The 22,781-nt window shown below is 68.1% G+C and carries 19 protein-coding genes; 11 read left to right on the top strand and 8 right to left on the bottom strand.

Annotated features, from left to right (window positions below):
* Window positions 1-59 precede the first annotated feature (59 nt).
* Both creC and creB read right to left on the bottom strand, forming a co-directional pair.
* The gene (gene creC / locus CCR98_RS06420; RefSeq protein ID WP_087921949.1) at window positions 60-1,520 is read right to left on the bottom strand and encodes a two-component system sensor histidine kinase CreC; all 1,461 of its coding nucleotides are present in this window, start codon (window positions 1,518-1,520) and stop codon (window positions 60-62) included.
* Window positions 1,521-1,523: 3 nt separating this feature from the next.
* Window positions 1,524-2,249 carry a two-component system response regulator CreB gene (gene creB / locus CCR98_RS06415; protein WP_087921948.1) on the bottom strand — a complete coding sequence of 242 codons (726 nt, stop codon included), beginning with the start codon at window positions 2,247-2,249 and terminating at the stop codon, window positions 1,524-1,526.
* Between the two features lie 35 nt (window positions 2,250-2,284).
* On the opposite strand from creB, the gene rlmJ reads away from it, so the two are divergent.
* The 4 genes from rlmJ (at window position 2,285) to CCR98_RS06395 (ending at window position 8,060) form a co-directional block, all read left to right on the top strand.
* Complete coding sequence (rlmJ, locus tag CCR98_RS06410; protein ID WP_087921947.1) at window positions 2,285-3,142, top strand: 23S rRNA (adenine(2030)-N(6))-methyltransferase RlmJ; 858 nt, start codon at window positions 2,285-2,287, stop codon at window positions 3,140-3,142.
* Window positions 3,143-3,237: 95 nt separating this feature from the next.
* Window positions 3,238-3,783, top strand: coding sequence for a GNAT family N-acetyltransferase (locus CCR98_RS06405; RefSeq protein ID WP_004150340.1), 546 nt, complete (start codon window positions 3,238-3,240; stop codon window positions 3,781-3,783).
* 150 nt (window positions 3,784-3,933) lie between these two features.
* Window positions 3,934-7,398 (top strand): transcription-repair coupling factor, encoded by a 3,465-nt coding sequence (mfd, locus tag CCR98_RS06400; protein WP_087921946.1) that lies wholly within the window; start codon window positions 3,934-3,936, stop codon window positions 7,396-7,398.
* A gap of 44 nt (window positions 7,399-7,442) precedes the next feature.
* Complete coding sequence (locus tag CCR98_RS06395) at window positions 7,443-8,060, top strand: HD domain-containing phosphohydrolase (RefSeq protein WP_087921945.1); 618 nt, start codon at window positions 7,443-7,445, stop codon at window positions 8,058-8,060.
* 94 nt (window positions 8,061-8,154) lie between these two features.
* Here CCR98_RS06395 and CCR98_RS06390 read toward each other — a convergent pair whose 3' ends face one another.
* Entirely contained in the window at window positions 8,155-10,248 is a 2,094-nt protein-coding gene (locus tag CCR98_RS06390; protein ID WP_087921944.1) for a M13 family metallopeptidase, read from the bottom strand.
* A gap of 119 nt (window positions 10,249-10,367) precedes the next feature.
* Window positions 10,368-10,532, bottom strand: a complete 165-nt coding sequence (locus tag CCR98_RS21280; RefSeq protein WP_232463096.1) for a hypothetical protein — start codon at window positions 10,530-10,532, stop codon at window positions 10,368-10,370.
* A gap of 36 nt (window positions 10,533-10,568) precedes the next feature.
* Between CCR98_RS21280 and CCR98_RS21275 the strand changes: the two genes are divergently transcribed.
* A complete protein-coding gene (locus tag CCR98_RS21275; RefSeq protein ID WP_232463095.1) occupies window positions 10,569-10,847 on the top strand; it encodes a hypothetical protein in 279 nt (92 codons plus the stop codon).
* Window positions 10,848-10,955: 108 nt separating this feature from the next.
* Here CCR98_RS21275 and gpmA read toward each other — a convergent pair whose 3' ends face one another.
* Window positions 10,956-11,705, bottom strand: coding sequence for a 2,3-diphosphoglycerate-dependent phosphoglycerate mutase (gene gpmA / locus CCR98_RS06380; protein ID WP_005408679.1), 750 nt, complete (start codon window positions 11,703-11,705; stop codon window positions 10,956-10,958).
* 94 nt (window positions 11,706-11,799) lie between these two features.
* Between gpmA and nfi the strand changes: the two genes are divergently transcribed.
* Complete coding sequence (gene nfi, locus CCR98_RS06375; protein ID WP_087921942.1) at window positions 11,800-12,474, top strand: deoxyribonuclease V; 675 nt, start codon at window positions 11,800-11,802, stop codon at window positions 12,472-12,474.
* 38 nt (window positions 12,475-12,512) lie between these two features.
* On the opposite strand, the gene CCR98_RS06370 is transcribed toward nfi, so the two are convergent.
* Together CCR98_RS06370 and CCR98_RS06365 are read right to left on the bottom strand one after the other, a co-directional pair.
* Window positions 12,513-13,493: a cation diffusion facilitator family transporter gene (locus tag CCR98_RS06370; RefSeq protein ID WP_046983236.1), complete on the bottom strand. Its 981-nt coding sequence runs from the start codon at window positions 13,491-13,493 to the stop codon at window positions 12,513-12,515.
* Window positions 13,494-13,673: 180 nt separating this feature from the next.
* The gene (locus CCR98_RS06365; RefSeq protein WP_087924151.1) at window positions 13,674-15,923 is read right to left on the bottom strand and encodes a TonB-dependent siderophore receptor; all 2,250 of its coding nucleotides are present in this window, start codon (window positions 15,921-15,923) and stop codon (window positions 13,674-13,676) included.
* A gap of 286 nt (window positions 15,924-16,209) precedes the next feature.
* Here CCR98_RS06365 and CCR98_RS06360 point away from each other — a divergent pair, with 286 nt between their 5' ends.
* Window positions 16,210-17,625: a GGDEF domain-containing protein gene (locus CCR98_RS06360; protein ID WP_087921941.1), complete on the top strand. Its 1,416-nt coding sequence runs from the start codon at window positions 16,210-16,212 to the stop codon at window positions 17,623-17,625.
* Window positions 17,626-17,638: 13 nt separating this feature from the next.
* On the opposite strand, the gene CCR98_RS06355 is transcribed toward CCR98_RS06360, so the two are convergent.
* Window positions 17,639-18,856 carry an MFS transporter gene (locus CCR98_RS06355; protein WP_087921940.1) on the bottom strand — a complete coding sequence of 406 codons (1,218 nt, stop codon included), beginning with the start codon at window positions 18,854-18,856 and terminating at the stop codon, window positions 17,639-17,641.
* A 77-nt stretch (window positions 18,857-18,933) separates the two neighbouring features.
* On the opposite strand from CCR98_RS06355, the gene CCR98_RS06350 reads away from it, so the two are divergent.
* The 4 genes from CCR98_RS06350 to CCR98_RS06335 all read left to right on the top strand — a co-directional run bounded on the left by CCR98_RS06350 (window position 18,934) and on the right by CCR98_RS06335 (window position 22,778).
* Window positions 18,934-19,383 carry a helix-turn-helix domain-containing protein gene (locus CCR98_RS06350; protein ID WP_087921939.1) on the top strand — a complete coding sequence of 150 codons (450 nt, stop codon included), beginning with the start codon at window positions 18,934-18,936 and terminating at the stop codon, window positions 19,381-19,383.
* 73 nt (window positions 19,384-19,456) lie between these two features.
* The gene (locus CCR98_RS06345; RefSeq protein ID WP_087921938.1) at window positions 19,457-20,584 is read left to right on the top strand and encodes a metallophosphoesterase; all 1,128 of its coding nucleotides are present in this window, start codon (window positions 19,457-19,459) and stop codon (window positions 20,582-20,584) included.
* Between the two features lie 134 nt (window positions 20,585-20,718).
* Complete coding sequence (locus tag CCR98_RS06340) at window positions 20,719-21,402, top strand: response regulator (protein ID WP_087921937.1); 684 nt, start codon at window positions 20,719-20,721, stop codon at window positions 21,400-21,402.
* The gene (locus CCR98_RS06335; RefSeq protein WP_087921936.1) at window positions 21,399-22,778 is read left to right on the top strand and encodes a sensor histidine kinase; all 1,380 of its coding nucleotides are present in this window, start codon (window positions 21,399-21,401) and stop codon (window positions 22,776-22,778) included. The genes CCR98_RS06340 and CCR98_RS06335 overlap by 4 nt, the downstream gene beginning before the upstream one ends.
* Window positions 22,779-22,781: the final 3 nt, after the last annotated feature.

Raw genomic sequence — 22,781 nt, 5'->3', positions numbered from 1 at the left:
CTGCAGGATGGACCGCTGTGGTGAGCAGGGTTTGTGGCGAATTTGAAGCGAGTGTGAAGTCAGCGGCGCGGACGCTGGCCCGGCACGGCCAACGGCAGCCACAGGCTGGCCACGGTGCCGCCGCCGTCGCGGGCGTCGAGGCTGGCGCGACCATCATGCAGGCGCGCGACCTCCTGCACGAACGGCAGGCCCAGGCCGGAACTGCGCCGGCCGCTGCCGGGGCGGGCCAGCGAATAGAAGCGTTCGAACACCCGTTCGCGCGCGTAGTCGGGAATGCCGGCACCGCGATCCGCTACCTGCAGGCGCACGCCCTGCCCGTCCACCTCGGCCTGCAGCGCGATGTCCGCGCCGGGCGGTGAGAAAGCAATCGCGTTGTCGATCAGGTTGTGCAACGCCTGCCGCAGCAGATAGGCATCTCCCTGCACGCGCAGGTCGGGCACGCTGCCGATGCGGACCTGTACGCCGGCCGCCTGCGCACGCACCTGCGCCGCCGCTGCCGCATCGGCCAGCAACGTTGGCAGCGCGATCGGATCGCGGGTCTGCAGCCAGCCGTGCTGTTCCACTTCGGCCAGCGCCAGCAGCTTGTCGATGGTCTCGGTCAGCCGCTCCTGCTGGTCGACGATGCTGCGCGCGAAATGCACGCGATCCGCCTCGGGCAGCGGCTCCTGCAGCAGCTCGGCAGCACCGCGGATCGCTGCCAGCGGGCTTTTCATCTCATGCGTCAGCGACTGCACGTACTGTTCGACGTAGGCCTTGCCTTCCAGCTTGCGGCGCATGGTTTCCAGTGCCTGGCCGAGGTCACCGATCTCATCGCGGCGGCGCCGTGGCGGTGGCACCGGTTCGCCGGCGCTGACCGCGCGTGCATAGCGGCTGAGCTGGCCGAGGCCGGTGGTGAGCCACATCGTCACCAGCACGCCGACCAGCGCCGACAGCCCGATCAACCAGGCGCCGCGCTCGATGATGGCGCGCTGGCTGGCGGCTATGAACGGATCGATGCTGCGGTTGGGCTGGGCCAGGCTGAGCACGCCGATCAGGGTGCGCCCATCGGCCGGGTCGTACACCGGCGCCGCCACATGCATCACCGTATCGCCTTCTTCGCCTGGCACTTCCGGGCTGGAGCGGGCGCCGTACTCGCCACGCAGGGTGCGGTAGACATCGTTCCAGCGCGAATTGTCACGCCCCAGGTCGCGGCCCAGCGAGTCGTAGATGACGATGCCATTGGCATCGGTGATGGTCACCCGGTAATCCAGCGAGCGCTTGGGAAAACGCCAGACCATCGCCTTCAGGTCGCGCTGCCGCGCCTTGGCCAGGTTGCGGGTGAAGCTGCCGCTGCGGATGGTGCCGTCCTTGACGTCGGCGGCGGCCATCTCGGCCAGCACGTTGGCCGCATCGACCAGGGTCGATTCCATCGCCTGGCGCACCCCCGGCTTCACCTCGTTGACGAACACGCGCATCACGAAGAACGCGGCGATGCCGGTGATCAGGAAGAAGCCGAGGAACAGCTTCAGTACCAGGCGCATCAGCTAGACCTCCAGCGCGTAGCCGAGGCCACGGTGGGTGCGGATCGGGTCATCGCTGGCACCGGCCGCACGCAGCTTGGCACGCAGCGTCTTTACATGGGTATCGACGGTGCGGTCGGCACTGTCGGCACTGCTGTCCCAGCCCCGATCCATCAGCTGGGCACGGCTGAGAATCGCCCCCGGCCGCTGCAGCAATGCCTCCAGCAACGCGTACTCGTAACGAGTCAGGTCCAGTGCCTGGCCACGGAAGCGGATGCGCCGGCCTTCGCGGTCGATGGCGAACGCACCATGTTCCTGCCAGCCCGCGTCCGCGCGGGGCGCTGCGACGGCCGGTGCCGCACGGCGCAGGCGCGCACGCACCCGCGCCACCAGCTCGCGCGGCGAGAAAGGTTTGGTCATGTAATCGTCGGCGCCCAGTTCCAGGCCGAGTACGCGGTCCACTTCATCGTTGCGGGCGGTCAGGAAGATCACCGGCAGCTGCGCCGCCGGCCCGGGCTGTGCACGCAGCCGCCGGCAGACCTCGAAACCGCCCAGGTCCGGCAGGCCCACGTCCAGCACCACCACGTCGATATCCCCGGCCTGCAGCCGCTGCAGGGCCTCGCCGCCCAGCAGGCAGTGGCTGGCGGCATAGCCATCGCTGCGCAGCGCATAGAGCACGGTTTCGGCGATGGCGGCTTCGTCCTCGACCACCAGGACATGGGCAACGGGAGCTGTCATGGCGCGCAGCATAGCCGCTGCGGCCGCCGCCCCGTACACTGCCGCCCATGAACTATCGCCACGCCTTCCATGCCGGCAACCACGCCGACGTGCTCAAACACATCGTGCAGCTGGCCCTGATCGACAGCTTCAAGCGCAAGGACAGCCCGTTCTTCGTGCTCGATACCCACGGCGGTGCTGGCCGCTACCTGCTGGCCAGCGAAGAGAGCCGCAAGACCCTGGAGGCCGAATCCGGGATCATGCGGCTGATGGCCCAGCCCAAGCTGCCGGAGGTGGTCGAGCGCTACCTGAAGGCCGTGCAGGCCGACAACCCGGTCGGCGCGATGACCAACTACCCGGGCTCGCCGCTGCTGAGCGCGCAGGCGATGCGCGCGCAGGACCACATGGCGGTCTGTGAGCTGCAGGAAGCCGAAACGGCCACGCTGAAGGCCCTGTTCGCCCATGACAGCCGGGTCGATGTGCGCCCGGGCGATGGCTACGCGCTGCTGCGTTCGCTGCTGCCGCCGAAGTTCAACGGCAGCAAGATCGGCCGTGGCCTGGTGCTGATCGACCCGCCCTACGAGGCCCAGGACGCCGAATACCAGGCCGTCCTGGCCGCGCTGGCCGAGACCCTGGCACGCTGGCCGCAGGCCACCTGTGCCGTCTGGTTCCCGATCAAGCAGCGCCGCACAATCCTGCATTTCCTGCGCAAGGCCACTGCCCTGCCGGTGAAATCGGCGATGACGATCGAGTTCCTGGTGCGCCCGGACGACTCGCCGCTGCGCCTCAATGGCAGCGGCATGCTGCTGCTCAACCCGCCCTGGCAGTTCGACCGGGTGGTCGGCCCGGCCCTGCCGGCGCTGCGCCAGCACCTGGGCGAACCCGGCGCCAGCACCCGCCTGGATTGGCTCAAAGCCCCCGAATGACGGCCTTCACGAGGCTGTACCGCCGTGAGCCTTTCGTTCACGGAATGCAGCCCCGGTGATGCCACAATCGATGGACCACCAAGGAATCACCCGGTATGGCCACTCGCAACCGCATGCCGCCCTGGCATGAGATCTTCAAGGCTCCCAGCGGCCACGAGCTGCTGATCCGCCCCATCCGCCCGGAAGATGGCGCACCGCTGCAAGCGGCGTTCAGCCTGTTCGGGCCGGAAGAAATCCGTGATCGTTTCCTGCAGGCGGTGACCGAGCTTTCGCCGGAAACCACCCAGCGCCTGACCCACCCGAATCCCAAGACCGAGATCACCCTGGTCGCCGCCGAATCCCTGCCCGCTGGCGAAGCGGTGGTCGGCGCGGTCGCCCGGGCCTCGATCATCCCCGGCACCCGTGAAGCCGAGTACGCGATCCTGATCAGCCGCTTCCTCATTGGCCAGGGCCTGGGCCGGCAGCTGATGCGCAAGCTGGTGAAGTGGGGCCGCGGCAAGTACCTGGACCGCCTGTACGGCGACGTTGCCGCCGAGAACGAGCCGATGAAGCAGCTGGCCGCCTCGCTGGGCTTCAAGCCGGTGCCGCATCCGACCGGTGCCGAAGGCCTGGTGCGGATGGTGCTCGAGCTGGACAACTGAAGGCTGCGCCGGGCATGCCCCGGCGATTGCAGCCCGGTCGTGCCGTCCGCTGGCCGGCATTCCGCTACCCCAACGGCGCATGAGGCCGCCGGCCAGCGGCCGATACGACCCACCGGGCTTCGATCGGGCTTCTGCTAAAATCCGGGGTCCATGTCGCGTACCTCATACCCCGCCCCGCCGCTGCCGCGCGCCGGCCAGCTCCGCGCCTGGTGGCGCGCCCCCGCATCGCCGACCGCCCTGGCCTGGTACCTGGCCCAGGCCGCGCGTGCGCATGACGCGCCCCTGCTGGTGATCGCCCGTGACAACCACGGTGCCAACCAGCTCGAGGCTGACCTGCATACCCTGCTCGGCGGTGACCCGGCCCTGCCGGTGGTCGCCTTCCCGGACTGGGAAACCCTGCCCTACGACCGCTTCAGCCCGCACCCGGACATCATCTCGCAGCGCTTGGCCGCCCTGCACCGCCTGCCCACGCTGAAGCGCGGCCTGGTGATCGTGCCGGTGCAGACCCTGCTGCAGCAGCTGGCCCCGCGCAGCTACGTGATCGGTGGCAGCTTCGATCTGAAGGTCGGCCAGCGCCTGGACCTGGACGCCGAGAGGCGGCGCCTGGAAAGCGCCGGCTACCGCAACGTGCCGCAGGTGATGGACCCGGGTGACTTCGCCGTGCGCGGTGGCCTGCTCGACGTGTACCCGATGGGTGCCGACGAGCCGCTGCGGGTGGAGCTGCTGGACGAGGACATCGACTCGATCCGTGCCTTTGACCCGGAAAGCCAGCGTTCGCTGGACAGGGTCGAGGCGGTGCACATGCTGCCGGGCCGCGAAGTGCCGATGGACGAGGCCAGCATCGCCCGCGTGCTGGCCACGCTGCGCGAGCGCTTCGATGTCGATACACGACGCAGCGCGCTGTACCAGGACCTGAAGTCCGGGCTGGCCCCGGCCGGCGTCGAGTACTACCTGCCGCTGTTCTTCGAGCGCACCGCGACCCTGTTCGACTACCTGCCCGGCGGCAGCCTGCCGGTGATCTGTGCCGGTGCCGGCGAAGCCGCCGAGGCGTTCTGGGCGCAGACCGGCGAGCGTTATGAGCAGCGCCGCCACGATGTCGAGCGGCCGCTGCTGCCGCCGTCGGCGCTGTACCTGTCGCCGGAGCTGCTGCGCGAGCGCCTGAACGATGCCCCGCGCATCGAGGTATGGGCCGCTGACCACGCACGCATCGGCGACGCGCACGCGCTGGGCGACCAGCCGCTGCCGCCGCTGCCGGTGGCCGCGCGCGAGGCCCCCGCCGGCGAGGCGCTGAGGTCGTTCCTCGGCCACTATCCGGGCCGGGTGCTGATCGCCGCCGATTCGCCCGGCCGCCGCGAGGCGCTGCTGGAAGTGCTGCAGGCCGCCGAGCTGAAGCCGCCGGTAGTAGCCGACCTGCCCAGCTTCCTCGCCGACGATGCGCGCTTCGCGATCGCGGTGGCGCCGCTGGAAGACGGCTTCGCGCTGGACGATCCGCGCATCGCGGTGCTGACCGAGCGCCAGCTGTTCCCCGAACGCGCCGGCAGCACCCGTCGCACGCGCCGCGCCGGCCGCGAGCCGGAAGCGATCATCCGCGACCTTGGCGAGCTGACCGAGGGTGCGCCGATCGTGCATGAGGACCATGGCGTCGGCCGCTACCGCGGCCTGATCGCGATGGACGTTGGCGGCATGCCCGGCGAGTTCCTCGAAATCGAATATGCAAAGGGCGACCGCCTGTATGTGCCGGTCGCCCAGCTGCACCTGATCAGCCGCTACTCCGGTGCGTCGGCGGAAACCGCGCCGCTGCATTCGCTGGGTGGCGAGCAGTGGAGCAAGGCCAAGCGCAAGGCCGCCGAGAAGGTGCGCGACGTCGCCGCCGAGCTGCTGGAGATCCAGGCCCGCCGCCAGGCGCGTGCCGGCCTGGCGCTGCAGGTGGACCGCGCCATGTACGAGCCGTTCGCCGCCGGTTTCCCGTTCGAGGAAACGCCGGACCAGCTGGCGGCGATCGACGCCACCCTGCGCGATCTGGCCAGCAGCCAGCCGATGGACCGCGTGGTCTGCGGCGACGTCGGCTTCGGCAAGACCGAGGTGGCGGTGCGTGCGGCATTCGCGGCCGCCAGTGCCGGCAAGCAGGTGGCCGTGCTGGTGCCGACCACGCTGCTGGCCGAACAGCATTACCGCAACTTCCGCGACCGCTTCGCCGATTACCCGCTGAAGGTCGAGGTGCTGTCGCGCTTCAAGACCACCAAGGAAATCAAGGCCGAGCTGGAGAAGGTCGCCGCCGGCACCATCGACGTCATCGTCGGTACCCATCGCCTGCTGCAGCCGGACGTGAAGTTCAAGGACCTGGGCATGGTCATCGTCGACGAGGAGCAGCGCTTCGGCGTACGCCAGAAGGAAGCGCTGAAGGCGCTGCGCGCCAACGTGCACCTGCTGACCCTGACCGCCACGCCGATTCCGCGCACGCTCAACATGGCCATGGCCGGCCTGCGCGACCTGTCGATCATCGCCACGCCGCCGCCGAACCGGCTGGCGGTGCAGACCTTCATCACCCAGTGGGACAACGCACTGCTGCGCGAAGCCTTCCAGCGCGAGCTGGCGCGCGGTGGCCAGCTGTACTTCCTGCACAACGACGTGGAAAGCATCGGCCGCATGCAGCGCGAGCTGTCCGAGCTGGTGCCGGAGGCGCGCATCGGCATCGCCCACGGCCAGATGCCCGAGCGCGAACTGGAAAAGGTGATGCTGGACTTCCAGAAGCAGCGCTTCAACGTGCTGCTGTCGACCACGATCATCGAGTCGGGCATCGACATCCCCAACGCCAACACCATCATCATCAACCGCGCCGACCGCTTCGGCCTTGCCCAGCTGCACCAGCTGCGTGGCCGCGTCGGCCGTTCGCACCACCGCGCCTACGCCTACCTGGTGGCACCCGACCGCCGTTCGATCACCCCGGATGCGGAGAAGCGCCTGGAAGCGATCGCCTCGATGGACGAACTTGGCGCCGGCTTCACCCTGGCCACGCACGATCTGGAGATCCGCGGCGCCGGCGAACTGCTCGGTGAGGACCAGAGCGGGCAGATGGCCGAGGTCGGCTTCAGCCTGTACACCGAACTGCTGGAGCGCGCGGTGCGCAGCATCAAGCAGGGCAAGCTGCCCGACCTGGATGCCGGCGAGGAAGTGCGTGGTGCCGAGGTCGAACTGCATGTGCCGGCGCTGATTCCGGAAGACTACCTGCCGGACGTGCACACCCGCCTGACCCTGTACAAGCGCATTTCCAGCGCCCGCGACAGCGATGCGCTGCGCGAGCTGCAGGTGGAGATGATCGACCGCTTCGGCCTGCTGCCGGATGCGGCCAAGCACCTGTTCGCCATCGCCGAGCTGAAGTTGAAAGCCAATACGCTGGGCATCCGCAAGCTCGACCTGGGCGAGAACGGTGGCCGCATCGTGTTCGAATCCAAGCCGAACATCGACCCGATGGCGGTGATCCAGCTGATCCAGAAACAACCGAACCTGTACGCCATGGAAGGGCCTGACAAGCTGCGCATCAAGCATCCGCTGCCATTGCCGGAAGACCGCTTCAACGCGGCCCGCGCCCTTCTGACCACCCTCGCCCCGGGTTGATCGCCCCCGAATACCCCGCACCGGCCCCCACCCGGTGCGGGCGGATGACCATGTTTCCTGACGCCGTACCCGCCCCCGACCTGCTGCACGCGCAGGCCTGCCTGATCGATGCCCTTTCGATGTCGCTGCAGATGCGCGACGCCTACACCCGCCACCACTGCGACCGCGTCGGCCTGTTCGCGCAGCGCCTGGCCGCGCACTGCGATCTCGATGACGAGGCCTGTGCGCAGATCGGCCTGGCCGCGCGCTTCCACGACATCGGCAAGATCGGCATTCCCGACGATGTGCTGCTGGCACCGCGCCGGCATACCGACGAGGAGCGCGCGATCATGCGCGAGCACCCAGTACGCGGCGAGCACATCTTCCTGGCCACCGGCCGCACCGATGCGGAACCGGTCGCACGGCTGATCCGCGCCCATCACGAAGCCTTCGATGGCAGCGGCTATCCCGATGGGCTGCGTGGCGAATCCATCCCGCTGGGCGCGCGCATCGTCACCATCGCCGATGCCTACGATGCGATGACCAGCGTGCGCCCGTACCGCGATGCGATGGAGCATGAAACCGCAGTGCGGATCATCGAAGCGCAGTCCGGCGGGCTGGTGGACCCCTACGTGCTGCAGCGCTTCCGACGCATGCTGGCGCGGGAGCCTGAGCTGGCCTGAGATTTCCACCGGGCATGGCTCGGTGCTACCGGCGGCACAAACAAAAGGCCCGGCATTCGCCGGGCCTTCTGCATCACGCATCACCTGCGATCGATTACCAGATCACCACGCGCTTGTCGTCGGCACGCACCATCGCGTCGCCGGCCTTGCACTGGAACGCAGTGGCATAGGACGGCATGTTCGACGGCGCACCGTTGGCACGGAAGTTGGCCGGGGCATGCGGGTCGGTGTTCAGGCGCACGCGCAGCTCACCGTCGGTGAAGTTGCGGCGCCACACGGTGGCCCAGTTCATGAAGAAGCGCTGGTCCTGGCTGTGGCCATCGACTTCGACATTCGCCTTCGGATCTTCCTTCAGCGCCATCTGCAGGGCGTCGTAGGCCACGGTCAGGCCACCCAGGTCGCCGATGTTCTCGCCCAGCGTCAGCTTGCCCTTCACGAACACGCCCGGCACCGATTCATAGCCATCGAACTGCGCGACCAGCTGGTCGGTACGCTCGGTGAAAGCCTTGCGGTCGGCGTCGGTCCACCAGTTGTCGAAGTTGCCGTTGGCGGCGAACTGGCTGCCCGAGTCGTCGTAGCCGTGCATCATTTCGTGGCCGATGACCGCACCGATGCCGCCGTAGTTCAGCGCCGGATCGGCCTTGGCGTCGAAGAACGGTGCCTGCAGGATCGCCGCCGGGAACACGATCTCGTTCTTGGTGGCGTTGTAGTACGCGTTGACGGTCTGCGGGGTCATGCCCCACTCGGTCTTGTCCACCGGCTTGCCGATCTTGTCCAGCATGTAGCGGTAGTTGAACGCACGCGCCGCCTGCATGTTGCCCAGGTAGCTGTCGCCGTTGGTCTGCAGGCCCGCCCAGTCACGCCACTTGTCCGGGTAACCGATCTTCGGGGTGAAGCTGGCCCACTTTTCCACGGCCTTCTTCTTGGTTTCTTCGCCCATCCACGGCAGCTGCTCCAGGCGCGCCTTCAGCGCCTGCGACAGGTTTTCCACCAGGTGCTGCATGGCCACCTTGGATTCGGCCGGGAACACGGCATCGACGTACAGCTGGCCCAGGGCTTCGCCCATGCCACCATTGACCGACTCCAGCACGCGCTTCCAGCGCGGCTGCATTTCCTTCTGCCCACGCAGGGTGGTGCCATAGAAATCGAAGTTGGCCTTCTCGAACTGGCTGCTCAGGTACGGCGAGGCGTCGTCGATGGTGTGGAAGCGCAGGTAGGCCTGCCAGGTGCTGGCCGGCACGTCGGTCAGCATCTTGTCCATTTCACCGAAGAAGCCCGGCTGGGCCAGCGAGAACTTCTGCGCGGCCGGCACCTTCAGGGTGTCGAACAGCGCGGTCCAGCTGAAGTTCGGGGTCAGCTTGTCGGCGTCGGCGGCGCTGAGCGGGTTGTAGCGCTTGGCCGGGTCACGCATTTCGATGCGCGACATCGAGGCCTTGGCCAGGCGGGTTTCGAAGGCCATCACGGCCTTGGCCTGCTCGGCGGCCTGCGCCGCGTCCACGCCGGACAGGGTCAGCACCTGTGCGATGTAGGCCACGTAGGCGTCGCGGATCCTGGCCTGGGCGTCATCGAAGTAGTAGCCCTTCTCCGGCAGGCCGAGGCCGCCCTGGCCGACGTAGGCGATGACGTTGGCCGAATCCTTGTAGTCGGCATTGGCGAACAGCGAGAACAGCACGCCCTTGCCCTCGGCCTGGCTGTCGCGCAGGTACTGGGTGATGGCAGCGGTATCGTTCAGCGCAGTGATCTTGTCCAGCTGCGGCTGCAGCGGAGCGAGGCCGGCGGCTTCGATCTTGGCTTCATCGTTGCCGGTCTTCCAGATGTCACCGATCTTGGCTTCCACCGAGCCGGCCTTGGCCTGGCTGGCCGCAGCCTGCTGCACCAGCGCGTGCTGCACTTCCAGCGAGCGCTCGCGCAGGATCTCGAAGCTGCCCCAGGTGGTCTGGTCGCCCGGCACCGGGTTGGCCTTCAGCCACTTGCTGTTGACGAAGCCATTGAGGTCGGTACAGGCCGAAATGGCCGGATCCAGATCGGCGCTGTTGAGCGAGATCAGCGGCGTCTTGATCTGCGACAGGTCGAAGGCCGGCTTGGCGTCGGCGCTGGCCGCCGGCGCGGTTTCATTCTTGCCACAGGCCGCCAGCGAGGCAGCGATGGCGATGGTCAGGCCCAGCGGGACCAGGTTGCGGACGTTCATGAGGCTCTCCTGCGGGTAATTTCACAGGGTAGCCGGGGGAACGGGGCTGGGGACCGGCCAAAGGTCACGAGCCCACGGCGCGGCTCCCGCCGCGTGCCGGTATGCTCTGGCCTCCGCGATCACTGGACCTGATGACCATGGACGAAGCTGCGCTGCTGCTGGCCATCGACGCCTGTGAGTTTCTGTTCCTGACGGGCATCGGCGAGCCGGCAGCGAATCGTCTGCGCCTGGTCATCGAAGAAGGCCAGGTGGTTGGAGAACCCTCCCGTGTGGACCTCGGCCATGGACGTTCAATCGAGGGTGTGCGTGCGATAGAGGTAATGCCCCACTCACAGCAGTTTGAGCTGGTCTGGGATCACTACATCAGCTACGCCGTGCACAACGAGTCCTACCAGAGCTGGGACGACTCCGAAGCCTGGAGCGGCAACCTGTTCCGCCGCTACAGCCGTTCGAAGTTCCTTGATTATCTGGACCGTGCCACCTTCGCTGATACCCGTTACCCGGGCCCATTCACCCATTACCAGGTGATATGCCAGGACCACGTCATCGACATTGCAGCGTTGCAGCCGCCGAAGGTGCGCCTGCTGGGTCCTTCGTAGCTGGCAGATGCAGCCACCCATGGGGTGGCTCCACTGGGGTGCGACGGCGTCCGTCGAGCATGGCTCGACTCCACAAAAGGGAAGGCCGGCTTGCGCCGGCCTTCTGCCTTACTTCGCCTTGCCCTGGTTGGCTACGGCTTCAGCGGCCTTGCGCGCCGCTTCCGGGTCGCCCAGGTAGCGGAACGACTGCACGGTCAGATCATCGTTCAGTTCGAACAGCAGCGGAATGCCAGTCGGGATGTTCAGCTCGAGGATTTCCTCGCGCGAGACGTTATTGAGGTACTTGTACAGCGCGCGCAGCGAGTTGCCGTGGGCGGTGACCAGCACGGTCTTGCCGTCCTTCAGCTGCGGCGCGATGGCGTCGTGCCAGTACGGCAGCACGCGGTCCAGCGTGGTCGCCAGCGATTCGGTGCCCGGCAGCGCGTTGCGGTCCAGGCCGGCGTAGCGGCGGTCATGGATCGGGTGGCCCGGATCTTCCAGCTCCATCGGCGGCGGCGGGATGTCGTACGAACGACGCCACACCTTGACCTGCTCCTCGCCGTGCTTGGCAGCGGTCTCGGCCTTGTCCAGGCCCTGCAGGCCGCCGTAATGGCGTTCGTTGAGGCGCCAGGACTTGTTCACCGGCAGCCAGTCCTGCTCCAGCTCGGCCAGCGCACCCTGCAGGGTATGGATGGCGCGCTTGAGCACGGAGGTATGGGCGACGTCGAACTGCAGGCCTTCCTCGCGCATCAGCCGACCGGCGGCGGCCGCTTCCCGGCGCCCCTGCTCGGTCAGGTCGACATCGACCCAGCCGGTGAAGCGGTTGTCCAGGTTCCACTGGCTCTGGCCATGGCGCAACAGTACGAGTTTACGGGTCACTGCAGGGTCTCCAACGCGAGGAAAGGCAGGCTGCCATTGTAGCCCCGGGCGCCGCTCACCGGGCCGTGGCACCGCGCATGCGATGCTGTGACCAATGAATACGGTGATCGACCCCGGGCGCTGGGAAGGCAGCGTCGCCGCGGCACGCGCGCAGCAGCTGCAGCTGGCAGGCCGCGTGGAGCGCCAGGACCGCCTGCCCCGCAACGTGCGCTGGCTGGCCGGGCTGGATGTCGGCTTTGAAGACGGCGGCGCCATCACCCGCGCCGCGGCGGTACTGCTGGACGCGGAGACGCTGCAGCCTGTGGTGCAGGAGATCGCGCGCATCCCCACGGTGATGCCCTACATCCCCGGCCTGCTCAGCTTCCGCGAGCTGCCGGCACTGCTGGCCGCGCTGGCGCTGCTGCCGCGCACGCCGGACCTGGTGTTCGTCGATGGCCATGGCATCAGCCACCCGCGCCGGCTGGGCGTGGCCGCTCACCTCGGTGTGGTCACCGACCTGCCGAGCATCGGCGTGGCCAAGTCGAAGCTGGTCGGCCGGTTCGTCGAACCGGGCGCCGAGGCTGGCGCACATACGCCGCTGATGGATGGCGATGAGCAACTGGGCTGGGTGCTGCGCAGCAAGCTGCGCTGCAAGCCGCTGTTCGTGGCCGGTGGCCATCGGGTCAGTGCGGATACCGCGCTGGACTGGGTGCAGCGCACGCTGCGCGGGTACCGGCTGCCGGAACCGACCCGGCTGGCGGATCGGCTGGCCTCGCGGCGGGACGAATAGCCACGCCGGGCACCACCCGGCACGGCCCTCAATTTCAATCAACGATGCACGTGACCGCGATGGCCCTGCGCGTCCTCGCCGTGGTCATGGCCTTCATGGCCCTCGTGCTCGCCGCCCTTGGCCGGCGCCGGCTCACCACAGGCTTCGCCGCAGTGGTCCGCTTCGATCTGCAGTGTCACGTGCTCGATGCCGAAGTCATCGTGCAGGCGCCCGCCCAGTTCACGGCGCAGCGCATCGGCATCGGTGCCATCACGCATCACGATGTGCGCGGTCAGCGCCGGGGTGCTGGAGGCCAGCGCCCACACGTGCAGGTCATGCACGTCCAGCACGGCGGCATGGCCGGACAGGCTGTCGCGCACCTTGGCCACGTCCATGCCCTTGGGCACGCCTTCCAGCAGCACGTTGATCGCCTCACGCATCAGCACGTAGGTGCGCGGCAGTACCCACAAACCGATCAGCACCGCCAGGATCGGGTCGATCGGCTTCCAGCCGGTCCACTTGATCAACAACGCACCGGCGATCACCGCCACCGAGCCGAGCATGTCCGCCCACACTTCCAGGTAGGCGCCCTTCACGTTGAGGCTCTCGCCACTGCCGGCCTGCAGCAGGCGCATCGAGATCAAGTTGATGACCAGGCCCGCGGCGGCGATCACCAGCATGCCGGAGGAGGCGATCTCCTGCGGCTCGCGGAAGCGCCCGACCGCCTCCCACAGGATGTAGGCGGCAACCACGAACAGCATGGCGCCGTTGATCATCGCGCCCAGCGCTTCCAGGCGTGCATAGCCGTAGGTGCGGCGCGCGTCCGGCGGGCGCCGGCTCAGCCGCACCGCGACCAGCGCGATCATCAGCGCCAGCGCATCGGTGGCCATGTGCGCGGCGTCTGACAGCAGCGCCAGGCTGTTGGTCCAGAACGCGCCCACCACCTCCACGACGAGGAAGGTGGAGGTCAGGCCGAGTGCCCACCACAAGGGTTTCTCGTGACGGATCTCGGATGGCAGGTGATCGTGGTCGTGGCCCATGGCAACAGCTCCTTTGCGATGCGGTGCAGGCTACGCCGTGCTGGCGGGGGAGACTATTACGGTGTTTATAACATTGCAGGCCACGCGGTCCCTCACCGGGCATGGCCCGGCGCTACCGGAGCGTGGCCGGCAGCGCCAGGCCACGCCTGGCGAACGCAGCGGATCGACGTCCGCGTGCGGTCAGAACCCGAAGCGCAGGCTGGCCCAGTACGCGCGGCCCGGCTCGTTGTAGGTCGCCGCGCCGGCATCGCTGCTGTTGGCCTCGCGGAACAGGCGCTTGTCGGCCAGGTTGTTCACGCCGAAGCCGAAGCTGACCGTCTCGGTCACCTTGTAGCGCGCGCTCACGCCCCAGATGTTGTACGCACCGCGATCCTGCAGCGCGATCGAGGCATCGCAGCTGCCGGTACAGCGCGGATCGTTGTTGATGTTGGTGGTGGCCGGCTTCTGCTTGCCATAGAAGGTACCGGTCAGCAGCAGCGACAGCTTGTCGGTGGCCTGCCAGTCCAGCATCGTGTTGACGGTGTACTTCGGGATCACCGACAGCGGCTGGCCCGTGCTCTTGTTCTCATTTTCCACCATGTAGGTGAAGTTGTTGCTCCACTTCAGGCGGTTGCCCTGCTCACCCAGCAGCGGGATCACCAGGTTGCCCTCAAGCCCCTGCACGATCGCCTTCGGCGCGTTCTCCCAGCGGAAGATGCGGCCGCGGCCATCGGCAGTCAGGCCGATCTGGTCGTAGCCGGCCTGGATCTTGTCCTTGTAGTCGTTGTGGAAGTAGGTCAACGACGCCTGCCAGCCGCTCTGCGGTGCCCATTCGATGCCCAGTTCCTTGTTCAGGCTGGTTTCCGCCTTCAGATCCGCATTGCCACGCATGTAGCAACCAGCGCCGAGGCTCGGAAGCGCATTGGGGCAGCCGTTGCCACGGGTGTAGTAGAGATAGTCCGGGTTCGACTGGTACAGGTTCGGCGCCTTGAACGCGCGGGCGATGCCGCCCTTCACCACCCAGTCGCTGTTGATGCGGAACTGCGCATTGAGGCTGGGGCTGGTGTTGTTGCCGAACTGGCTGTGGTGGTCGAAACGCAGGCCCGGGGTAACGATCCAGCGCTCGCCCAGGTAGATGTTGTCCTCCACGAATACGGCGGTGGTCTGCGCATCGGCCTTGCCGCGCGCACGGTCGGCCGACAGCCCCGGGAAGCCGCCGCCGCTGCTGCTGGACTGGCTCATCGAGTACGGGTCGGTCAGGCGGCTGTCGAGGTATTCAAAGCCCAGCGTCCAGATGTTCTCGGCACCACCCAGCGTGGTCGGGAAGCTCACTTCGCCATCCAGCTGGTAGTTGCGCAGGCGTGAGGTCGACCAGTCGGTGCCGTTGAAGCTGCCTTCCGGGCCACCGGCCAGGCCTTCATTGATGCGCGAGTTGTTCACTGCTTCCACTGCGGCCGTCATCCGCGAGGTCACATCGCCCCAGCGGCCGCGATGGGTGATCGCGCCGGTATTGCGGTACATGCGGTTGGTTTCCGCCTCGCCCTCGGCCAGGGCGGCCAGGTCGATGCCGGTCGAGGTACCGGTGGTGCTGACGGCGCGGTCACCGGCGTAGATGTTGCCCTGGCGGCTGGTGCCGGCTTCGAACTCCACCACCTGGTCGGCGGTGATGTCCCAGCGCAGCAACGCGTTGACGTCGCGGTTCTTGACGCCCTCGCGGCCAGCCGGCGGCACCGCGTTCGGGTTGGTCGCGTACTGGCGGTTGAGGTCCAGTGAGTCGGCGTCGGTCTTGTTGAGATTGCCATACAGGCGGAACGACAGGGTGTCGGTCATCGGCCCGCTCAGCTGCAGGCCGACGCGTTCGCTGCCGCCTTCGGCGCTGTGCTCGGGCACCAGCCCATACAGGTCGACCGCACCGGCCAGGTCGCCGGTCGGGCGCTTGGTGATGATGTTGACCACGCCGCCGGACGCACCGGAGCCGTAGCGCGCCGCTGCAGGGCCGCGCAGCACTTCGATGCGCTCGATCATTTCCGCCGGTACCCAGTTGGTATCGCCGCGCGTATTGCGTTCGCCGCTACGGCCCATGCGCACGGCATCCCGCGCACCGATGCGCTTGCCATCGACCAGGATCAGCGTGTTCTCCGGGCCCATGCCACGCAGGTCGATCTGGCGGTTGTTGCCGTACTGGCCCGAGGCGCTGTTGCCGGTGAGGTTGACGCCCGGCATGGTGCGCAGCAGTTCGGCAATGTCGTTGGCCGGCGGGCGCTTGGCGATGTCCTCGGCAGTGATGGTCGAAGTGCCCAACGCCTGGCGGGCGATCTGCGAAGCGGTGACATGCACCGTGTCGATATCGGTGGCGTCGGTTTCGGCCCGGGCGGTCAGGGCGCTGCCCGCCAGCAGGGCGGCAACGGCGAGCGCCAGCGGGCGCGGCGAAAGGACAACGGCAGGAGACATGATCTGGACCTTCTGGCAGGGCAACGGGGCCTCTGGCAAAGGGCTTGAGGCGACGACGAGGGGGAGGCGGAGCGTCGCTGCAGTCGCCTGAGGTCCGATCCGTGCGCGCATTCTCCCATCAATGCGAGTGATTCTCAAATGCGCTCACTCATTGCCGCAGGGGCGCCGATGTGCTTTGCGCACCGTGCAACCCTGCATCGCGCTTAAACTGGCCGGCTTACCTGCCATCAACCACACGCCACCGCGGCCGATACCCGTGGTTTGCCGTACGCAGTCAGAGATCGACGTGGAACCACCCCAACTGGACGATGCCAGCCAGCCGCTGGCCGAGGCCTGGCAGCACGGCCTGCAACAGGCCGGCCCTGCGGCCACCGCGCTGCTGCACGCCGCCGCCGCCGATGCCCCGCCGGCGCTGGCCCAACGCTTCTACGAAGTACTGCTGCAGGACGGGCGTGCACGCCGCTTCCTGTCCCACGATCAGGTCAAGCAGCGCCTGCAGCCAGCCATGCAGCGCTGGCTCGTGCAGTTGCTGACCACCGATGCCAACGGCATTGCCGCCACCGTCGCCTCGCAACGGGTGATCGGCGATGTGCATGCCCGGGTCGGCATTCCGGTCGATCTGGTGACCCGTGGCGCGCGCGTGCTCAAGCACGAACTGTTCGTGCGCCTGCGCGATGATGCGCCCGACAGCGCCACCGCGTTCGCCGCCATCGACTGCCTCAGCGCGATCATGGACATCGCCATGGAAGGCATGACCCTGGCCTACACCCATGCCCGCGAGCGCTCCACCCGTGCCGATGCTGCGTACCGGCTGTTCTCACTGGTGCAGAACGTCGGCACCGAGCGCGAGCGCCAGCGGGCACTGCTGCTGGACTGGGAGAACGCCCTGCTCTACGCGTTGGCCGGCCATGTGCAGGCCAGCGACAGCGCCAGCCTGGCCACATCCGAGTTCGGCCTGTGGTTCACCCACAAGGGCATCCCCAGTTTCGGCGAGAGCAGCGAGACCCAGCAGGTCGGCCAGCTGATGGCCCGCATCGACACCAACCTGCAGCGAGCAAGCAACGATGCCCCGGCGCAGCGCCTGGCGGTGCTGCCGGCCATCCGCGAGGACCTGGCCGCCATCCGCGCCCTGATGACGCTGCTGTTCGAGCGCATCGGTGAACTGGATGCCGGCAGCGATGCACTGACCAACCTGCTCAACCGCCGCTTCCTGCCTACCGTGCTGCGCAGGGAAATTGAGCTGGCCACGCACAACCGCACACCGTTCTCGCTGCTGCTGCTCGACCTGGATCATTTCAAGGCGATCAACGACGGCCACGGCCACGATGCCGGCGACCGCGCGTTGCAGCACGTCGCCGGCCTGCTCGGCCAGCTCACGCGCGGCAGCGACTACCTGTTCCGCTATGGCGGCGAGGAGTTCGTGGTGGTACTGGTCGCGGCCAGCGAGTCGCAGGCTGCGGTGATCGCCGAGAGCCTGCGCCGGCAGATCGCACACTCGCCGGTGGCCCTGGCCAATGGCCAGGTACTGTCACTGACCGCCAGCATCGGCGTGGCCGGCCATGACGGCCATCCGGACTACGAGCGGCTGATGGCACGTGCCGACGCAGCGATGTACGAGGCCAAGCGCAGCGGCCGCAACCGCGTGGTGGTGGCCAGTGCGGACCTGCAGGAGGCGCCGGGACGGCGCGCATTGCAGCGCTGATTGCACGCCGGCTCTACCGGCAGCTGGCTCTACCGATACAGGTGGCAGCCGCTGCTTTCAGCGCCACCACCCGCCACCCCGCCCACCACAGCAGTGCCAGCAACGCGATGCCTGCACCCAGCAGGCACACTGCGGGCCAGCCATGCCGGGCCTGCATCCAGGGCCCGGCAGCCGCACCGGCACCACTGCCCACCGCATAGAACAGCATGTACAGCGCCACCAGGCGCCCATGCTGTTCTGCCGGTGCACGCAGCAGCAGCGCCTGGTTCGATACGTGCAGTGCCTGCCCACCGAGGTCGAGCACGATCACGCCCAGCAGCAGCAACGACAGCGACTGCGACAGGCCCAGCAGCGGCCCCCACGCGGCAAGCATCAGCAGCAACGCGCCAAGGCTGACCCGACCAGTGAAACCGCGGTCCATCCAGTGCCCGACCCGCGCCGCCATCAATGCGCCCACTACGCCGGCCAGGCCGAGCGCACCGATGGCCGCGGTGGACCACTGCAACGGAGGCGCCGACAACGGCAGCGGCGCCGCCGCCCAGAACACGTTGAGGCCAGCAAACAGCAGCAACGCCAGCGGCCCACGCTCGCGCAGACTGCGGTCCCGGCGCAGCATGCCCAGCATCGAACCCAGCAGCGCGGACCAGCGCGGCGGTACCGGCGGTACCGGCACCGCCGGCAGGCGCCGCCACAACAGCACGGCCAAGGCCGCCATCATCGCTGCCGACAGCAGATAGACCGCCCGCCAGCCGATGGTGGCCGCGATCGCGCCCGATACCACGCGCGCCAGCAACAGGCCGATGAACACACCGCCCTGCACCACGCCCACCACGCGGCCGCGCTGCTCCGGCGGCGCCAGCGTGGCGGTATAGGCGATCAGCCCCTGGGTCAGCGCGGTGCCCAGCAGGCCGGCCAGCAGCATGCCCGACAACAGCCATGCCGCAGTCCGGGCAGCCGCCAGCCACAGCAGGCCCAGCACCAGCGCCATCAACTGCAGCCGCAGCAGACGTCGCCGGTCCCCGCGATCGGCCAACGGCAGCAGGCCAAGCAAGGCCAGCACGCTGCCGGCCTGGGTTGCCGCCAGCACTGCGCCCGCCACGGCACGGTCCAGTGCGAACGCCTGCGCCAGCCGGTCCAGCAGCGGTTGCGCGTAATAGACGTTGGCAACGCTGGCGCCGGCCGCGACCGCGAGCAGGACCAGCAGTGGACGGGAAACCAATGGAGTACTCATGATGTGGTTGCAATTTGAAACTTGATGCAGGCTATCTCCATTGGTTTTAAACTGCAACCACACCCGGAGGCCACGCCATGCACGCCAACAGTCCCTGCCCCGTCGCCCGCAGCGCCGACCTGCTCGGCGACCGCTGGGCGCTGCTGGTCATCCGCGATGCCTTCGATGGCATCACCCGCTTTGGCGACTTCCAGCGCAGCCTCGGCGCGGCGCGCAACATCCTCAGTGATCGCCTGCGCAGGCTGGTCGAGGCCGGCATCCTGCAGCTGCAACCAGCCTCCGATGGCTCGGCCTACCAGGAATACGTGCTCACCCACGCCGGCCAGGAACTGTTCCCGCTGCTGGTCGCGCTGCGCCAGTGGGGAGAACGCCATCGCTTCGAAGCCGGTGAAGCCCATTCGCAGCTGATCGAATCCAGCACGCGGCGACCGCTGCCCTACATGCAACCGCACGGGCGCGACGGTCAGCCCCTGCAGGCCGCCGCGACCCGCGTGCGCAAGCTCAAGGACGAAGGGCGCGGCACCTGATCCGCCCATTCGCGCACACCACGATCCGACCGCGCCGGTTAGCATCGGATGTTTCCGCCGCCGGATGCCGCCGATGCCGCGCTATCGCCCTTCCCTGCTGACCACCCTGCTGCTGCCGCTGCTGGCCTGCAGCGCCGGAGCCACGCAGGCCCGCGAGGTTGCCGCGCCCGCCGACCACGTGCAGGCCGATGGCCCCTATGTATTCCGCCAGGGCATGCAGCTGCAGGCCAAGTGGATCTGCGACGACAAGGTCGAGTCGCGCACGCTGTCCACGCAGGCCGCAGGCACCGACATCGCCCCACGCTGCGGCTACGGGCACACCGTGCATGTGGCCGCGCCGAATGCACCTTCGATCTCCGTACTGCCGGCCGCGCCGCGCATCGTCGCGCTGTCCGACATCCATGGCCAGTACGGGCTGCTGGTGCGCCTGCTGCGCGCCCATCAGGTCATCGACGCGCAGGACCGCTGGGCACTGGGCAAGGACTCCCTGGTCATCGCCGGCGATGTGTTCGACCGCGGCCCGCAGGTGACCGAGGCGTTCTGGCTGCTGTACGGCCTGCAGCAGCAGGCCGCCGCCGCCGGCGGCGCAGTGCACTTCGTGCTTGGCAACCACGAAACCATGGTGCTGTACGACGACCTGCGCTACGTCAACCCGAAGTACCTGCGCAGCGCCCAGCTGCTCGGCCGCAGCTATCCGCAGCTGTACGGCGCCGATTCGGTGATCGGGCAGTGGCTGCGCACACGCCCGGTGCTGCTGAAGATCGGCGACACCCTGTTCCTGCACGGTGGCATCTCGCCCGAAGCGGTGCAGCTGGCGCTGGACCCGGCGCGAACCAACGCGGCCTACCAGGCGTCACTGGGCCTGCCCAAGGCCGAAGTGAAGGCCGACCCGGCCACCGCACCGCTGTATGACGGCAAGACCAGCCCGATCTGGTACCGCGGCTACTTCGATGGCCGCCTCGACACGGCGGGTGTACAGGCCGTGCTCGATCGCCTGCACCTCAAGCGCATCGTCGTCGGCCACACCTCGATGCCGCACGTCAGCAGTTTCCATGGCGACCGCGTGATCGCCATCGACAGCAGCATCAAGAACGGCGAGAACGGCGAACTGCTGTTCATCGAGGATGGCAGGCTCAGCCGTGGCCTGCTGGACGGCTCACGGGTGCCATTGGCGCCAGGTGAGCCGGGCCTGCAGGACTGAATGAAGGGACAGCGCGACGGCACCGGGCGGCGGCGGCGCGCTCCACCTCCACCCGGTTTGCGGCTACCCTCGGCAGCCGAGAGAGGCCCACCCCGTCCATCCGCTGGGCCTGACCGTTACAGGAGCCCCCGCGCATGCGCGTTCTGATTGCTGAAGACGACCCGGACATCGCCTCCGGCCTGTGCGCCTCGCTGCGCCGGCAGGGGCACGTGGTTGACCACGTCGACAACGGCGCGCACGCCGACGCGGCACTGGGCTCGACCCAGTACGCGCTGCTGGTGCTGGACCTGGGGCTGCCGCAACTGGATGGCCGCGACGTGCTGCAACGCCTGCGCCAGCGCGGCGATGGCCTGGCGGTGCTGGTGGTAACCGCCCGCGATGGCCTGGCCGAACGCGTGCGCGTGCTCGACCTTGGCGCCGACGACTACCTGGTCAAGCCGTTCGCACTGGACGAATTCGAAGCACGCGTGCGTGCGCAGCTGCGCCGGGTCACCAGCAATGGCAACCCGGACCTGCGCATCGGTCGCCTGCGCCTGGACCTGGCCGGGCACCGCGTCTGGATCGACGACCAGTCGCTGGAACTGACCGCACGCGAGTTCGGCCTGCTGTCGGCACTGGCGGTCCGTGCCGAGCGCATCGTGTCGCGCGCGCAGCTGGTGGAGGCGCTGTGCGACTGGGGCCAGGACCTGACCGACAACGGCCTGGACATCGCCCTGCACCGCCTGCGCCGCAAGCTGCAACCCGGCGGCATGGGCATCCGCACCGTGCGCGGGCTGGGCTACATGCTGGAAGACGCGCAGGACAACAGCGCCCCGTGATCAGTGGACCGCCCAGCCTGCGCCGGCGCCTGCTCGCCTTCCTGGCGTTGCCGATGCTGGGCCTGCTCACGTTCAATACGATCCTGGCGTACTACGTTGCGCTGGACTATTCCAACCGCATCCACGACCGCAACCTGATCGACGACACGCACTCGTTCGCGCAGATGCTGAGCACCATGCCGGTGACGAGCGACCTGTCTCCGCAGGCGCGCTTCCTGATCGAGTACGACCCCGACGGCCATCGCTACTTCAACGTCGACAGCAGCCGCATGGGTACGCTCAGCGGCAATGCAGACTTCAGCCCGTACGCCCCTTCGCAGGACTGCACCGGTGTACACCCGGCGCTGTACGACGGCAACCTCAATGGCCAGCAGGTGCGCATGGCCACCGTCTGCACGCAGGCCATGAACGATCCGCAGGACCAACTGGCAGTGACCGTGGCCGAGAGCATGGCCGACCGCCGGCAGCGTGCGCGCGAGATCCTGATGATCATCATCCCGCTGATGACCATGCTGGCGATGGGTACCGCGGCGCTGGTCTGGTTCGGCGTGACCTATGGCCTGCGCATCCTGACCCCGCTGAGGACCCGCCTGGCGCAGCGCCGCGGCGAACTGGCACCGATCTCCGATGCCGACGTGCCAGAGGAGATCCAGCCACTGATCAGCACCATCGACGATCTGTTTGCCCGCCAGGCGGAAATGATCACGTTGCAGAACCGCTTCATCGCCGATGCCGCGCACCAGCTGCGCTCGCCGTTGGCCGGCATGGCCCTGCACGTAGACCAGGCGCTGGCGCATGGCGACCCGGACACGGTGCGCGAGGCACTGCAGCACATCCGCCGGCTCAACCAGCGCACTGCGCGGGTCAGCACCCAGCTGCTGGCGCTGAGCCGCGCGCAGACCGTGCCGGAAACCGTCGAAGCGCTGGATCTTGGCACCCTGCTGCCGCAATGGGTGGGTACCCGCGTGCCGGAAGCGATCCGCGATGGCATCGACCTCGGCTACCGGGGTAGCAGCCAGCCGCTGCGCGTGCTCGGCAACGGCGCCCTGCTGCAGGAGGCGCTGGACAACCTGATCGACAATGCCCTGCGCTATGCAGGCCGCGGTGCCACCGTCACGGTCGGCGTGCAGGCGCTGGACGACAATGATGTGGAGCTGTACGTGGAGGACAACGGCCCGGGCGTGCCCGAGGACGTGATGCCACGGCTGGGCGAGCGTTTCTTCCGCGCCCCGGGCACCACGTCCAGCGGCACCGGCCTGGGCCTGGCCATCGCCCACGAGGCCGTGGAGCACTTCAGTGGACGCCTGGGCTTCCTCAACCGTGCCGGCGGCGGACTGAAGGTCACCATCACGCTGCCGCTGCTGAAGGCCCCCTGACCC

It is taken from the genome of Stenotrophomonas sp. WZN-1, from assembly GCF_002192255.1.
Lineage (GTDB): Bacteria > Pseudomonadota > Gammaproteobacteria > Xanthomonadales > Xanthomonadaceae > Stenotrophomonas.
This window is presented reverse-complemented; position numbering and strand designations above follow the sequence as displayed.